At 66.6% G+C, this 15,059-nt stretch carries 16 protein-coding genes; all 16 read left to right on the top strand.

From position 1 onward, the window contains the following. Positions 1–12: 12 nt before the first annotated feature. The 16 genes from fliT to IPK69_04010 all read left to right on the top strand — a co-directional run bounded on the left by fliT (position 13) and on the right by IPK69_04010 (position 15,025). Positions 13–465 (top strand): flagellar protein FliT, encoded by a 453-nt coding sequence (gene fliT / locus IPK69_04085; protein ID QQS09807.1) that lies wholly within the window; start codon positions 13–15, stop codon positions 463–465. Next, complete coding sequence (locus tag IPK69_04080; protein ID QQS09806.1) at positions 462–1,427, top strand: hypothetical protein; 966 nt, start codon at positions 462–464, stop codon at positions 1,425–1,427. The genes fliT and IPK69_04080 overlap by 4 nt, the downstream gene beginning before the upstream one ends. Positions 1,428–1,448: 21 nt before the next feature. After that, positions 1,449–2,918, top strand: a complete 1,470-nt coding sequence (locus tag IPK69_04075) for a sigma-54-dependent Fis family transcriptional regulator (GenBank protein ID QQS09805.1) — start codon at positions 1,449–1,451, stop codon at positions 2,916–2,918. A 55-nt stretch (positions 2,919–2,973) separates the two neighbouring features. Then, positions 2,974–3,411 (top strand): hypothetical protein, encoded by a 438-nt coding sequence (locus tag IPK69_04070; protein ID QQS09804.1) that lies wholly within the window; start codon positions 2,974–2,976, stop codon positions 3,409–3,411. 29 nt (positions 3,412–3,440) lie between these two features. After that, complete coding sequence (gene flgC, locus IPK69_04065) at positions 3,441–3,869, top strand: flagellar basal body rod protein FlgC (protein QQS09803.1); 429 nt, start codon at positions 3,441–3,443, stop codon at positions 3,867–3,869. 128 nt (positions 3,870–3,997) lie between these two features. Continuing rightward, a complete protein-coding gene (gene fliE, locus IPK69_04060) occupies positions 3,998–4,309 on the top strand; it encodes a flagellar hook-basal body complex protein FliE (GenBank protein QQS09802.1) in 312 nt (103 codons plus the stop codon). A gap of 118 nt (positions 4,310–4,427) precedes the next feature. Further along, a complete protein-coding gene (locus tag IPK69_04055) occupies positions 4,428–6,242 on the top strand; it encodes a hypothetical protein (protein ID QQS09801.1) in 1,815 nt (604 codons plus the stop codon). Positions 6,243–6,257: 15 nt separating this feature from the next. Beyond that, the gene (fliG, locus tag IPK69_04050) at positions 6,258–7,301 is read left to right on the top strand and encodes a flagellar motor switch protein FliG (GenBank protein ID QQS09800.1); all 1,044 of its coding nucleotides are present in this window, start codon (positions 6,258–6,260) and stop codon (positions 7,299–7,301) included. Between the two features lie 32 nt (positions 7,302–7,333). After that, complete coding sequence (locus IPK69_04045; protein ID QQS09799.1) at positions 7,334–8,122, top strand: hypothetical protein; 789 nt, start codon at positions 7,334–7,336, stop codon at positions 8,120–8,122. After that, the gene (locus tag IPK69_04040) at positions 8,119–9,531 is read left to right on the top strand and encodes a FliI/YscN family ATPase (protein ID QQS09798.1); all 1,413 of its coding nucleotides are present in this window, start codon (positions 8,119–8,121) and stop codon (positions 9,529–9,531) included. Before IPK69_04045 ends, IPK69_04040 begins: the two co-directional genes overlap by 4 nt. A gap of 26 nt (positions 9,532–9,557) precedes the next feature. Then, on the top strand, positions 9,558–10,043 hold the full coding sequence (locus tag IPK69_04035; protein ID QQS09797.1) for a flagellar FliJ family protein: 486 nt from the start codon (positions 9,558–9,560) through the stop codon (positions 10,041–10,043). Then, on the top strand, positions 10,040–10,846 hold the full coding sequence (locus IPK69_04030; GenBank protein QQS09796.1) for a hypothetical protein: 807 nt from the start codon (positions 10,040–10,042) through the stop codon (positions 10,844–10,846). Before IPK69_04035 ends, IPK69_04030 begins: the two co-directional genes overlap by 4 nt. Before the next feature lie 287 nt (positions 10,847–11,133). After that, on the top strand, positions 11,134–12,216 hold the full coding sequence (locus IPK69_04025) for a flagellar hook-length control protein FliK (GenBank protein QQS09795.1): 1,083 nt from the start codon (positions 11,134–11,136) through the stop codon (positions 12,214–12,216). Positions 12,217–12,240: 24 nt separating this feature from the next. Next, positions 12,241–12,672 carry a flagellar biosynthesis protein FlgD gene (locus tag IPK69_04020; protein ID QQS09794.1) on the top strand — a complete coding sequence of 144 codons (432 nt, stop codon included), beginning with the start codon at positions 12,241–12,243 and terminating at the stop codon, positions 12,670–12,672. A gap of 153 nt (positions 12,673–12,825) precedes the next feature. Further along, entirely contained in the window at positions 12,826–14,583 is a 1,758-nt protein-coding gene (locus IPK69_04015; GenBank protein ID QQS09793.1) for a flagellar hook-basal body complex protein, read from the top strand. Positions 14,584–14,668: 85 nt separating this feature from the next. Further along, positions 14,669–15,025 (top strand): hypothetical protein, encoded by a 357-nt coding sequence (locus tag IPK69_04010; protein QQS09792.1) that lies wholly within the window; start codon positions 14,669–14,671, stop codon positions 15,023–15,025. Positions 15,026–15,059: the final 34 nt, after the last annotated feature.

Raw genomic sequence — 15,059 nt, 5'->3', positions numbered from 1 at the left:
ACGAGGTCACGGATGGCCGACACACGACGAAATCCACATCACGCCACGCCGGCCGACCCGACGCTCGCGCTCCTGGACAATCTCGATCGCCAGTTGGAACTGCTGCGCGAACTCGAAGGCGTCGCGCGGAGCCAGGCACCGAGGTTCGAGTCGTCCACGCCCGAGGAACTCGCGGACCTGATGGCCCGCCGCCAGTTGATCGTCGATCGCCTCCTGGAACTCGACTCTCGCTCCAAGGACCTCGCGCCGCGCGAGAGCGCCGAGATCGATCGGCGCGTCTCGCTCATCACCGAGTTGCTCCAGGCGATCCGCATGGCCGACGACGAGAGCCGCGAGCGTCTCTCCCGGCGTCGCGATGAGGTGGCGTCGGAACTCGCCGAACTCTTCCAGAGTCGTCGCGCGACCGGGGCGTATGGCATGCGGGCCGCCCCGATCTCGCCGAACTTCCAGGATCGACAGGCATGAGCGCGCGAGCCGAGATGAAATCCCCCGCGCCGTTCAAAGCCGTGAACGAGGCTTCGCCCGTGGCGTCGGGCGTCACGCTCTCGGCGACCGATCTTGCGGGCCTGATGTCCGCGTTCAACGAGGTCACGGGCAAACTCGAGCGGACCCACGCGCAACTCCACGCCGAGGTGACGCGCCTCAATCGTGAACTCCAGCAGGCCAACGAGGAGATCGCGCGATCCAAGCGGCTCGCGGCGCTCGGCGAGATGGCCGCGGGCATCGCCCACGAGGTCCGCAACCCGCTCGGCTCGATCCGTCTTTACGCCGAGATGCTCGAGCAGGACCTCCGCGAACACGCCCGGGAGCGGACGACGGCCACGAAGATCTCCAGGGCCGCGATGGCGATCGACGCGATCGTCGGCGACGTCCTCATGTTCTCCCGCGAACTCCGCCTGCGTCCAGAGCCGATCCTCGCGGGCGAACTCTTCCAGCGCGCCCTCGACGCCTGCGATGGCATCGGCGTCCCGCCCACGCCCGTCCGGGAGCGACTCCACATCGAAATCGAGGGCGAGAGCGTCGAGTTCCACGCCGATTCCGGGCTGGCTTTCCAGGCGATCGTGAACGTCGTCCGCAACGCGATCGAGGCGATGGAAGGACGAGAGAACGCACGACTCGGTTTGATCGCGAGCAATGGCGACAGCGCCACGTGCCGAATCGTCGTGCGAGACACAGGCCCCGGCGTCACCGACGAGATCGTCTCGCGCATGTTCAACCCCTTCTTCTCCACCAGGGCGGCCGGCACAGGCCTGGGCCTCCCCATCGTCCACCGGATCATGGAGGCGCACGGCGGCTCGATCCGAGTGCGCAACAACACCGACCTTGCCACCCATGACGGACCGGTTTGGAATGCCGGCGCCGCCGTCGAGTTGATCTTCCCCGGTGCGGCCCACGCCGCGCCGACACGAACCACCCGCGGGCGATAGGCCCAACTTGGAGCACGCACGATGCGCACCGTACTGATCGTTGACGACAAGGAAATGATGAGAGACAGCGTCGGGACGACCCTCGAGCGGGCCGGCTTCCGCACGCTCACCGCCACCGACGGGCAGGGCGCGCTCGACTCGATCGCCAGGGAACGCCCCGATGCCGTCGTCACCGACATGCGCATGCCAGGCGTCTCGGGGATGGAACTCCTCGAGCGCGTGCGCCAGATCGACGACGAACTCCCCATCGTGCTCATGACGGCGTTCGGCACGATCGAGACCGCCGTCAAGGCCATGAAACTCGGCGCGTTCGACTACCTCACCAAGCCCTTCGAGGGCGACGAACTCATCATCGCGGTCAAGCGCGCCATCGAGCACCGTCGCGTCGTGCGCGAGAACGCCGTCCTCCGCGTTTCGCAGGCGCCGCAGGGAACGGACGAACGCGCCGGCCTCACGCGGCTCATCGGAAACTCCCCCGCGATGCATCAACTCCGAGAGCAGGTGATGGCCGTTGCCAAGTCCCAGGGCACGGTCCTGGTGACCGGCGAGTCGGGCTCGGGTAAAGAGGTTGTCGCCCGCGCGATCCACGAGTGCAGCACGCGTGAGGCCGGCCCGTTCCTCGCCGTCAACTGTGCCGCCCTCTCCGAGTCGCTCCTCGAGAGCGAACTCTTCGGGCACGAGCGCGGGGCCTTCACCGGCGCCGACAAACTCCGCAAGGGCCGCTTCGAGCTCGCCGATTCGGGCACGCTCCTGCTCGACGAGGTGAGCGAGGTCTCGCCCCAGATCCAGGCGAAACTCCTCCGCGTGCTCCAGGAGCGGGCCTTCGAGCGCGTCGGCTCGAGCATCACGATGGGCGTGGACGTGCGCGTCGTCGCGACGAGCAACCGCGACCTCCCCGCGTCGGTCGCCAGGGACGAGTTCCGCCAGGATCTGTACTACCGCCTGAATGTGCTCCCCGTGCTCGTCCCGCCGCTGCGCGAGCGACTCGAGGATGTGCCCGTTCTCGCCGAGCACTTCGTCCGTGAGACCTGCGCCCGCGAGGGTCGCCCCGAGATGAAGTTCGACGCCGGGGCGATGGACCTGCTCCGCACCTACCGCTGGCCGGGAAACGTGCGAGAACTCCAGAACATCTGCGAGCGGGCGGTCGTGCTCGGGGCCGCGACGAGGAGCGATGGCGTGATCTCGCGGTCGCTCATGGAGCCGTGGCTGACCCTCGCGCCCGCCCGCGCGACCAGCGTCCAGATCATCGAGCCCAAGAACGCCCTGGCCCACCCCGCGGCCCACGCCCTCCACAACGGCGAGAGCCTCGCCTCAACCATCGCGGGCGACCGCAAACTCGAGGAGATCGAGCGCGACGCCATCGTCACCACCCTTGGGCGCTTCAATGGGCACCGCCAGAAGACAGCCCAGGCCCTGGGCATCGGCGTGCGAACCCTCGGGCTCAAACTCAAGAAGTGGAAGGACCAGAATCTCGTCGGCCAGGATGTCTGACATTGCCCAGCCCGGCCCACACCCGGCCCGGCGTTTGCGTTGGATCCGGCACGCGATGCTCAATGACCTCTCCAACTCCGGTTCGATGGCCGTCCTCGAGCAGGTCATGCGCTTCGCCGGCCAGCGTCAGCGCATTCTTGCGCACAACATCTCCAACATCGCCACCCCCGGGTTCGACCAGCGCGACGTCTCCATCCCGGGGTTCCAGAAGGCCCTCTCCGACGCCATCGACGACCGCCGCGCGCGCAACGGCGGCTCCAGCGGCGACCTCGTCCTCCGCGAGTCCGACGAACTCCGCACCGACGACAACGGGCACCTCCAGATCTTCGCCAAAACGCCGTCGGGGGGCGTGCTCACCCACGACAAGAACAATCGAAATCTCGAACGCCTCATGCAGGGCCTCGCCGAGAATGCCGCGGTGTATCGCGTCGCCTCCGACCTCATGCGATCCCGGAACGACACCCTCCGCGTGGCGATCAGCCAGCGGATCTAAGTGACCACCGCCCGACATAGGAGACCACGATGTATGGCATGCTGGACATCTCGACGAGCGGCATGATCGCGAACCGGATTCGCCTGACCGCCGCCGCCGCCAACATCGCGAACCGCAACGCGATCCTCGACGAGAACGGGCAGGTCAATCCGTATCGCGCCAAGCGTGTCTTCGTGACCGCGGGCGATCCCTCGGCGAGCACCTTCGAGGGCCGTTCGATGGGCGTGCACGTCTCGGGGATCGAGGACGACACCGCCCCGCCGAATTTGCGCTTCGACCCGACAAATCCCTACGCGTACAAGGACGGCCCGAACACCGGCTATGTGCCCGAGCCGAACGTGAACGTCGTCGTCGAGACGATGCAGGCGATGGAGGCCTCTCGGGCCTACGAGGCGAACGTCTCGGCGGCGGAAGCGACAAAGTCGATGCTGGCACAAGCCTTGCGGCTCATCGCCTAGCGACCACGGCTCGCCACCACGGATGGAGTGCGCCACAATCGGGGCAGGAGGCCCAGACCAACCGGCACCAAAGCCCCTAGCGTTCGGGCGTTGACTGGAACCAGAATGGGACCAGATTGGAGTGAGTGATGGCGGATCCGTTGGGACTCATTGGCGGAGCAGGAGCGGCTGGAGCACGCATGCCCATGGGCGGCGCCAACGGCCCGGTCGATCCCAACGCGCCGAGTTTCAAGGATGTCCTTGTCGATCAACTCGACCAGGTGAACAAGGCCGAGCAGGAGGCGACGCGCGCCGTAGAGGACTACGCGACGGGCAAGAATCCGAGCATCGAGGACGTCGTGCTCGCGACGCAGAAGGCCGACAACGCCTTCCGCATGCTGCAGGCTCTCCGAAACAAGGTGGTCGAGGCCTACGACGAGATCAAGCAGACCCGCGTCTGACGCGTTCTCGCGCGTGAACTGCGCGTTTCTATTCTCGGACCTTCCACATCACGCGTGACTTTGAAGGTGATCACGACGATCGGCCGAAGGTAGGGTCTCACTCGGCGGATCCTGCCGGGTGAGGTGCGCATGGAGTGCGCACGACTCGGGCGGGCGACTCGTCGCCCGCGGCATGGAGGCCGATGGAATGGACATGCTCCGCCAGGCGATCGAGACGATCCGCAAGCAACTGGGGGCGCTCACGGCGTCGCAGAAGTTGCTCATGGGCAGCCTCGCGGTGATCGTGGTGATGACCCTCGCGTTTGTGAGCCTCTACGCCGGCCGGGCGTCGTGGGCCGAGCCGCTCAAGGGGTATCCGGCCGCCGACCAGCAGCGGGCCTCGATCTTTCTCACTAGCGCCAACATCCCCAACACGTTGACCCCCGACGGTCGCCTGACGGTTCCCGCCGATCGCGAGGCCCAGGCCCGGGCCATGCTCGCGGAGAACGGCAAACTTCCCAGCGACAAGACCATCCTCTTCGACAACCTCCTCGAAAAGCAGAGTTGGATCAACTCGCGCCAGCAGAACGAGCAGATCTACCTGATCGCGCTCCAGAACCAACTCGCCCAGGACATCTCGCAGTTCAAGGGGATCAAGTCGGCGACGGTGATCCTCGACATCCCCGAGGCGCAGGGGATCGGGCGTGCCGTGCGACTTCCCACGGCGTCGGTCACGGTCTCGACGACCGGGAGCGCCCTGAGCCAGCCCGCGGTGGACGCAATCGCGGGATATGTCGCGGGCAGCCGGGCGGGCCTGGAGATCGACCGCGTGCGCGTGATCGACGCGACGACGGGTGTCCAGAGGCGTGCCTCCACCGAGACCGACCAAATTCCATCGACCTACCTAGAACACGCGACAAAGGTCGAACGGTTGACGCAAGAGAAACTCAGTTCGCTCCTGTCGTACATCCCCGGCGCGATCGTCGCCGTCACCGCCCAGGTCGATGTCACCCGCGTGAACACGCAGACGACAGCGACGCTCCCCAAGGGAAATGGCACACTCGTCGAACCGAAGCGCATCACCGAGGATGTCACCTCGTCGACCGAGGGCGTGCCTGGAGCCGAGCCGGGGTTGCGTTCGAACACCGAACTCGACATCGCCAACAGCCAGGGCGTCCCCGGACGATCGAACAACACCTCCAAGAACGAGACCGACATGGCGATCCTCCCCGGCACACGCACGGAGACGGTCGTCGATCCCAAGGGCATGACCACGATGGTCGCCGTTTCGGTGAACGTGCCCCGCGGCTACATCGAGCAACTCCTGGGCGACCAGGCGGGTAACTCCGGCGCGAGTGGTGGGGGTGGCGGTTCGAGCGGAGCGGCTCCCGATGAGAAAGCCATCCAGGATTACTTCATCGCGCAGATCAAGCCCCAGATCGAGTCCACGATCAGGCCCCACGTCCGCGTGATGACCCAGCAGGCGAATCGCGCCCTCTCCGACGCCGATCTCGACAAACTCCTCGGGCAATCCGTCTCGGTCGCGATGATCCCCATTGGCGTCCCCAAGACGCTCGGGCCGGTGAGCGCGGGCCTCCTCGGCACGCTCACGGCAACCGGCGGCGGCGGCTTGGGCGGATCACTCATCGAGAAGATCGGGCTTAGCACACTCGCGCTGATCGCGCTCGGCATGATGTTCATCATGCTCAAGCGGGCCGGGAAGCGCGTCGAGATGCCCACGGCCGAGGAACTCGTCGGGCTTCCCCCACAACTCGACACCCACAGCGATCTTGTGGGCGAGGCGGACGTCGGCGAGACCCCGCTCACCGGCATCGAGGTCAACGAGACCCAGGTCCAGGTCCAGAAGATGCTCGAGCAGGTCGGAGAACTCGTCGAGGAGAATCCCTCGGCAGCAGCGAAACTGCTCAACCGGTGGATCACCGTCGAGGAGTAATCGGAAGGAACGGCCATGCCTCGAAAGCCTAACGAAAAACTCCCCACGACCGCCGACTCGCTCGATGGCATCACCAAGGCGGCGATCTTGCTTCTGGCCATCGGGCCCGATCGCGCCTCGAAACTCCTGCAGCAACTCGCCCCCGATGCTGTTGAAGAAGTCACGCGCGAACTCGCCGGCCTCGGGCGCGTCCCGCCGGAACTCCAGAACGCCGTCGTCGAGGAGTTCTATGGCGTCACGATCGCGTCGCAGTACTACAGCGAGGGCGGGCTGGACTACGCCAAGGAGATCCTGAAGAACTCGATGGATCCCAAGGCCGCGGATCGAGTCCTCTCGCAGATCCAGACGCAGGTGCAGAAGAAGCCGTTCTCGTTCCTGCAGCGTGCCGAGAGCGAGAACGTGCTGACGTTCATCCAGGACGAGCACCCCCAGACGATCGCGCTGATCCTCTGTCACCTGCCGCACCACAAGGCGGGCGAGATTCTCGGCGGGCTGGCCCTCCAGAAGCAGATCGAGGTCATCAAACGCGTCGCGAACATGGAGCAGACCAACCCCGACGTGATCAAGGAGGTCGAGCGCGGGCTGGAGAGCCGTCTCGCGAACATGCTCGTGCAGAGCATGGAGAAAGCCGGCGGCGTGCCGACGGTCTCCGAGATTCTGAACCTCGCCGATCGCTCGACCGAGAAGGCGATCCTCGAAGGGCTCGAGGCCGACGACCCGGACCTCGTCGAGCAGATCCGCCGATTGATGTTCGTCTTCGAGGACATCATGCGCGTGAACGACAAGGGCATCCAGGCTGTGCTCAAGGAAGTGGACAACAGCGAGTTGGCGCTGGCGCTCAAGACCGCCTCGCCCGACCTTCAGAACAAGATCCTCAAGAACATGTCCGAGCGGGCGGCGTCGCTCATCCGCGAGGACATGGAGTACATGGGCCCCGTCCGCGTCAGCGACGTGGAGGCCGCCCAGCAGCGCATCGTGGACATCGTCCGGCGTCTCGAAGAGGCCGGCGAGGTCATCGTCGAGGGTCGAGGCGGCGGCGAGTCGGACCTCATCGTGTGATCGTGTGAACCCAGGAGGCGGCGAGCGTTCCGATGGCCCTGATCCGTCAGTCCGAGTTCGATTCGCTCAGCAAGGACGCCGTCGCGCTCGACCTGGGCGATCTCTTCCGCCAGGGCGAGCAGATCAAGGCGAGAGCCCGCGCCGAGGCCGACGCGATCCTCGCCAAGGCCCGCAGCGAGCGCGATCGGCTCATCGCGTCGGCTCGGGCCGAGGGACACGCGATCGGCGAGAAGGCCGGTCGAGACGCGGGATTCGCGGCGGGAAAGTCCGACGGCATAGCCAAGGCGAGCGCCGAGCATTCGGCCCGTCTCGCCGAGATCGAGGCCGCGTGGATCGCCGGGCTGGAGCAGTTCCTCACGCTGCGAGAGAGCCTCATGCGCGAGGCCCGCGAGGAGACGGTGCGACTCGCCCTTGCCATCGCCGGTCGTGTGCTGTCGCACACGCTCTCCGACGATCCCTCGCGCATGGCCGATCTGGTCGCGAGCGCCCTGGCCAACGTGACGCACGCGACGCGGCTGGTCGTCGAGGTCCGCGAGGAGGATCGCGCGCTCGTCGAGGCGAGCCTGCCGGCGCTTCGGGATCGCTTCCGTCAGGTCGAGCACGCCGAGGTCGTGGGCGTGAAGGGTGCCGCCCCGGGGTCGTGCGTGGTGCGCCTGCCCTCGGGAGCCTCCATCGATGCGTCCCTCTCGACACAGATCGATCGCATCGCCCGCGTCATCCTCGAACGACCACGAGCAACCGACTCGCGCGATGCCGCGGGTACTTCACCAAACGCCGATCAACGTCAGACTCCAGGCGATGGAGGCCTCGCCCAGTCATGAGCGCCGCCTCTCCAACTTCCGTGCTCCACGAGGTCTCGTCTCTCGCCGGCGTCTTCGGCTCGGTGGCGCGAGCCGAACCGGTGTGCCTCGCCGGGCGTGTTGTCGCGCTGCGTGGGCTGAGCGTGATCGTCGAGGATCTCCCCATGCCCGTCGGCACGCTCGTCCAGATTCAGACGAGCCTCGGCGGGGTCATCCCCGCGGAACTCGTCGGTTTCACCGGACGACAGGCCGTCGTCATGATGCTCGCCCAATCCAGCGGCGTGCGCCCGGGCGATAGCGTCGTCGGCGTGCGATCCTCGCCCGTCGCGATGGTCGGGCCCGGGATGCTCGGACGCTGCATCAACGGCATGGGCGAGCCGATCGACGGCCTGGGTCCCATAGCGGGCCTCTCGCCGATGCCTCTCAGCCCCGAGCCAGTCCCCGCGATGCGCCGACAGCCCATCCACGATCGCCTCGCCACAGGCGTTCGCGCGATCGACACGATGCTCACACTCGGCCGCGGGCAACGTCTCGGCGTTTTCGCCGGCCCGGGCGTCGGAAAGTCCACGCTGCTCGGCGCGATCTCGCGCCATAGCGAGGCCGACGTCAACGTCATCGCCCTCATCGGCGAGCGAGGGCGCGAGGTCAAGGACTTCATCGCCCACTCGCTGGGGCCCCAGGGTCTCGCCAAGAGCATCGTCGTCGTCGCGACGGGTGACGAGTCGCCGGTGCTCCGCGTGCGGGCCGCGAGGCTCGCGTGCGCCGCCGCCGAGCACTTCCGCGATCGGGGCCAGAGCGTCCTGCTCATGATGGACTCGATCACGCGCTTCGCCCACGCCCAGCGGCAGATAGGTCTCTCGATCGGCGAGCCGCCCGCGACCAAGGGATACACGCCGAGCGTCTACGCGGGGCTGGCGCTCCTGCTCGAGCGTGCCGGCGCGATCCTGAACCAAGACGGCACGCCCAGTGGCTCGATCACCGGGCTCTACACCATCCTCGTCGAGGGCGACGACATGACCGAGCCGATCGCCGACGCCGCCCGAGGCATCCTTGACGGGCACGTCATGCTCTCACGCAAACTCGCGCAGCAGGCGCACTACCCCGCGATCGACGTGCTCGACTCGGTCAGCCGCGTTGCCGACGACGTGTGCGATCGCGACCACATCCACGCGCGCCACTCGCTCCGCCGCCTCCTCTCGGCCTACGCCGACGTCGCCGAACTCGTGCAGATCGGGGCATACGCGAAGGGGAGCAACCCCGAGGCCGACGTCGCGATCGAGTCACGAAGCCGCGTGCTCGATCTGCTCCGCCAGTCGCGGGATACAAGCGGAAAGCCGGTGTCGTTCGACGAATCCCGCTCGGAACTCATCAAGATCGCCGCCCTCGCCACCGATCTCAAGCAGAGGCTCATGAAGACCAAGGCCGCGTGATGAACTCGATTGTGAATCGCTGATCCATGCCCAAGTTCCGCTTCCAACTCGAGCCCGTCCTCCGTCAGCGACTCGCCGTCGAGCGACAGAAGCAGGTCGCGCTCGCGGGTGTTGAGCGAGAGCGTCTGGCGATCGAGGCCCGCATCCAGGAGGGGCACGAGCGATTCGCCCGAGAGCGAGAGGAACTCCGATCGATCCTCGGGCCGCGCGACGCGACGATCTCGTCCGGTGACCCGAATCCGGTCAGCCTGCGGGCCGCGAGTTGGCAGGCTTCGGCCTCCCTCGCCGTCCTCGCCGAGACGCAGCGTCTCACCGTCGCGCTCGAGAAGGTGAACGCGCGTCTTGCCGCGGCCCGGCGTGATCTCGCCGACGCCATGACGCGACGCAAGGCCGTCGAACTGCTGAAAGAACGAAGGCTCGAGGAGTTCCGTGCGGCCCAGTCGCGAGCCGAGAACGCGAGCCTCGATGAACTCGCCGTGATGCGCGCCGGCGCGACAGGAGTCCTGCCATGAAGTCTCTCTGGACCATCATCTCGGTCGTTGCCGTGGCGAACCTGCTCGGCATCGCGGCATTCATCGGCTGGCTGAAGTCCACCGATCGTCTCGACGTCGACCGCCTCCGCGAGACGCGCGAGATGTACACCAAGACCATCGCGCAGCAGAAGACCGAGACCGACGAGGCGAGACGCCAGGCCGAAGCCGAGGCCGCCCAGCGCGAGCAGGACGCCAAGAGCGCCCGCCCACCCCTCACGGCACGCGAGCAACTCGCCGTGCGCCTCGGCGCGTCCGAGATCGACGAGCAGCGGATCGCCGCGATGCGCGCCGAGGCCGCCTCACTGAAGGCGGAACTCGATCGCCAGATCGCCGACCTTGAGAATCGTCGGAAGGTCGTCGAAGCCGCCGAGACGCAGTTCAACGCCCAGATCGCCGCCCACAACGCCCTCGTCGAGGACGCCCAGTTCAAGAAGACGCTCGGCGTGCTCGAGTCGCTCAAGCCGACCGACGCCAAGGCCGCGTTGATGGAGATCATCGCCCAGGATGCCGCGACCGCCACGAACTCATTCGCCAGCCTCGCGACCGATCCATCCTCGAACCAGCCCGCCGAACTCTCGCTGGCGAAGGCCCAGACCGCGACCGCTGCCAGCCTCCACGGTAAGACCCTCGTCGCCGCCTACCTCAACCAGATGGAGGACCGCTCGCGGACCCGTGTCATCACCGAGATCCTGAAAGCCGACCCAGTTCTGGCAGGCGAGTTGCTGGAGATGCTGCGCACGCAGGGGCAGTTCGCCCCCACGGCCCAGGCATCTACTCCATGACCGAATCTGTACTCGCATTTTCAACTTCGAACACGACGTCCGCAAACGCCCGAACCACTTCGGACGCGTCAACTCTTGCGCTTCGCAATCGCGCCGATAGTGCGCGGGGAGCGTCGGACTTTGCGCGGGAACTGGAGACCAGACGCGCACGAGATCGAGCCAGCGCGCGGGTCACAGATTCCAAGAATCCAGAGTCGATCCACGCCGAGGACAACACACCTCCCCCAACCACCAAGGCCGATTCGTCCGTCGCACCCAACACGTTGAACTCGGCGGCAGCTATTGTGGTGAACCAGGCAGGCACCACGAGCGCCGGCGTCGCCCTCTCGGTCTCGCGTGAACTCGCAGGCCAGATGAGCGTCGCCGATCGGGCCGCGGCGGAACTCCGCACGAGCGCTCCTGGGGGAAACGAGTCAGTAGCGGCCTCACCCAAGCCCACGGTACCCGCATCACGAGCAACGACAACGTCCAGCACACCAGTGCCCACCGTGTCTGGTGAGGACACCACACCGGTGGCACCAACACCCGAAACCCAGACGCCCACGACGCCAACAACTCCTGCAGCCAAATCCACCATCACCGCGCTCACACCAGCCCCTCCCGCTCCCCAGAACCCTTCGAATGCTGCCGCAACAACTGCTGCGGCGACTCCAACCCTCGCGCCGCCTCAGCCATCACCAACAGCCGCGAGTGTCGCCACCGCAGCACCAGTCGCCGGCGCCCGCTCCGCGCCAACCACACAGGTCGATCTCGGCGGCACAGGTGCCGGTCGCACCGGCGTCGCACGCGCATCCACCAAGCCCAACGCGCCCACCACGCCCGACGCCAAGGAAGTGATCTCCAAGGCGACCCAGGGCCTCGCCGCCGCCATCCGCCAGAAGGGTGGCAGCGTCGTCCTCAAACTCGAGCCCGAGTCCCTGGGCCAACTCCGCATCACCGTCTCGATGCGCAACGGCGTCGTCAACGCCAAGATCGAGGCGGGCACCAGCGAGGCCGCCGAACTCCTGAAGACCCACCAGAGCGCCCTCCGCGAATCGATGCACGAGAAGGGCATGCTCGTCGAACGCCTCGAGATCGTGGACGCCAGCCACACCGCGAAGGAACTCGCCCCAGATCTCCGCACCGATCGGCTCGTCCACCTTCCGCTCCCCGACCTCTCGCGATCGAGCGACGACTCCAACGGCTCGACCTCGAACGACTCGAGCCAACAACACGAGACCGCCTCTCCGCGGGACGAGAACACCAACGACCGTCAATACGCCTCGCGCGAGGATCAATCCTCGCCCGATGACGCGTGGCGACACGCCGCCGGAGCCGACCACGCCGTCGATTCATTCGGCACCCGATCCCTGATCAACGCGCTCGCCTGAGTGGACCCGTAAGGAGCACGACCCATGGCCGCCATCGACAGCATCACCTCCAACGTCAGCACCACATCGTCGACCGGCGCCGACGCCTTCAGCACGCTGAGTTCCCAGGACTTCACCAAACTCATCTTCGCCGAACTCTCCAAGCAGGACCCGCTCGCGCCCAACGACACCAACACGCTCCTGCAGCAGATCTCCAGCATTCGCCAGGTGCAATCGAGCACGGACCTGATCGACACGCTCAAGTCGCTCGTTTCCCAGAACGAGTTCGCCTCGTCCGCGTCGCTCATCGGCAAGGTCGTGACCGGTCTCTCCGACGACGCCCAGCGTGTCGCGGGGACGGTCGCCGCCGTCACCAAGCGTGACGGCGCGTCCGCGGTGGTCCTCGACACGGGGTACACGATCGCGCTCGATCGAGTGGACCAGATCATCGACGCCGACGCGATCCCCACCGAATAGGCACGCCCGTTGCGTGGACGACCACGCTCGCGATGGGGCGCGATATGGAGATCGCGCCAACATTCTCCATGGGCACGGAGGCCCTCATTCGTACCGGGTCGGCACCCACGCCGACCCACACAGAGGAGCCGCGCGCCCACGGCGCGCCACCCCATGGCATCCACCACCGCACTCTTCACGGGCCTCACCGGGCTCAACGCCAACGCGAGAAATCTCGACGTCATCGGCAACAACATCGCCAACGGCAACACCGTCGCCTTCAAGTCCGCCCGCGCCAACTTCGAGACCATGTTCTCCAGGACCTTCAACGCCGGAACGCCCCCGGGCGACACCGTCGGCGGGACCAACCCTTTCCAGGTCGGCTACGGCGTGCGCGTCTCTGGCACCCAGAAGAACTTCGCCACAGGGACCATCTCGCCCACCGGCGATCTCCGCGATCTCGCGATCGATGGCGATGGTTTCTTCGTCGTCAATCGCGGCACGCAGCCCTTCTACACCCGCGCCGGTAACTTCCGCCCCGACGCCGAGCAATATCTCGCCACACCCTCGGGCGAACGCCTCCAGGGCTATGGCATCGACGAGAACTTCAACGTCGTCCCCGGGCGCCTGGGCGACATGCGCATCCCCCTCGGCACGCTCACCATCGCCGAGGCCACGCGAAACGTGCGATTCCGGGGCAATCTCGACGCCTCGGGATCCATCCCGTCGCAAGGCTCAACGGTCAATCTCCTCGGCACACAGACCGATGGCCTGCGCGCCATCGCCGCCGCCGTCCCGGCCCCCGCGCCCGGCAACCTCATCGAGGGCACGACGCGCCTGTTGGACATCGAAGATCCCGATCTTGTCGGCTCGGGCACGCCCATGTTCCTCGATGGCCAGTCCATCGAACTCCGAAACATCGAGAAGGGCGGCCGAACGCTCCCCACCGCGATCTTCCCCATCACCACAACGGCCACACTCGACGACCTCATGACATTCATGCGCGAGACCATCGGCATCAACAACACGACCGGCGCCAACCCCGACGGCAACACGCCCGGTGTCACCCTCGATCCGACCACCGGCGTCGTCTCCATCACCGGAAATACCGGCACGGTCAACGACATCGCGATCGATTCCTCCGACATGCGCCTTCTGAGCGCCTCAGGCCAGGTCGTCCGCCAGCCGTTCGTCCCCCAGAAGATCGCCGCCGCCGATGGCGAGTCCGTCCGCACGACGTTCATCGTCTACGACTCGCTGGGCACCCCCGTCGAGGTCGATCTCGCGATGACGCTCGAGGGCAAGTCCAACGCCGGCACAACCTGGAGATACACAGTCGAGTCCGCCGACGCCACGGGTCCCGACCTCGCCATCACCACGGGCGTCCTCGCCTTCGACACCGAGGGCCAACTCGACACAACTGTCCCCATCTCGATCTCCATCGATCGCTCGGGCACGGGCGCCGACTCGCCATTGGGCCTCTCGCTGAGTTTCGCCGAGGGTGACGACACCGTCACCGCGCTCACCGACGAGACCTCCTCCGTCGCTGCCACGTATCGCGATGGCGCCCCCATCGGCACACTCTCCGGATTCGGCATCGGCATCGACGGTCTCATCACCGGCACGTTCTCCAACGGGCTCACGCGCACCATCGGCCAGGTCGCCCTCGCCACCTTCCCCAACAACGAGGGCCTCGTCGACCAGGGAGGCAACCTCTACGGCGTCGGCGCCAACAGCGGCTCCCCGATCGTCACCACGCCCACCGTCCTCGGCGCAGGCCGAACCATCGGCGGCGCTCTCGAACTCTCCAACGTCGATCTCGGCGAGGAGTTCATCAAGATGATCCTCGCGTCCACCGGCTACTCCGCCTCCTCGCGTGTTATCCGGACCGCCGACGAACTCATGCAGCAACTCCTCGTCCTCGGCCGCTGATTCCGACATCAACTCGGACTGAACTCCGCCCCGTCCCCTCCCGATAACTCCGATACCGGGCGATCGCCCCTATCTGGAGACTCGCATGTTCATCGAACAACTCTCGGACGGCATGCTCCTCGCCGGGCTTCTTGGTCTCGGCGGCGCCGGTGTGGGCTTCGGCATCCTCGGCGCGCGAGTGCTCCGCCTCGAACGCCTCATGTCCTTCCGCACCACGCTCATGGGCTCGATTGCCACGCTTCTCGGCTCGGCCGCGTGCCTCCTCGTCCTCATGGGCTGGCTCGAGATCACCTCGATGCTCAACCCGGGATACGCGATCAGCGCGTACTGCGGCCTACTGCTGAGTTTCCTCGCTGTCAGCGTCTGGACCTCGCCGGGACTCAATCGGCACGCGCGGTCGGCCTCGGCCATCGCCCAGGATCAGTCCCGCAAGGCCGCCTGATCGTCCGAGAATCTCTGCGCCCAGCGCCCCTGCG

The organism is Phycisphaerales bacterium (assembly GCA_016699835.1).
Taxonomy (GTDB): domain Bacteria; phylum Planctomycetota; class Phycisphaerae; order Phycisphaerales; family UBA1924.
This window is presented reverse-complemented; position numbering and strand designations above follow the sequence as displayed.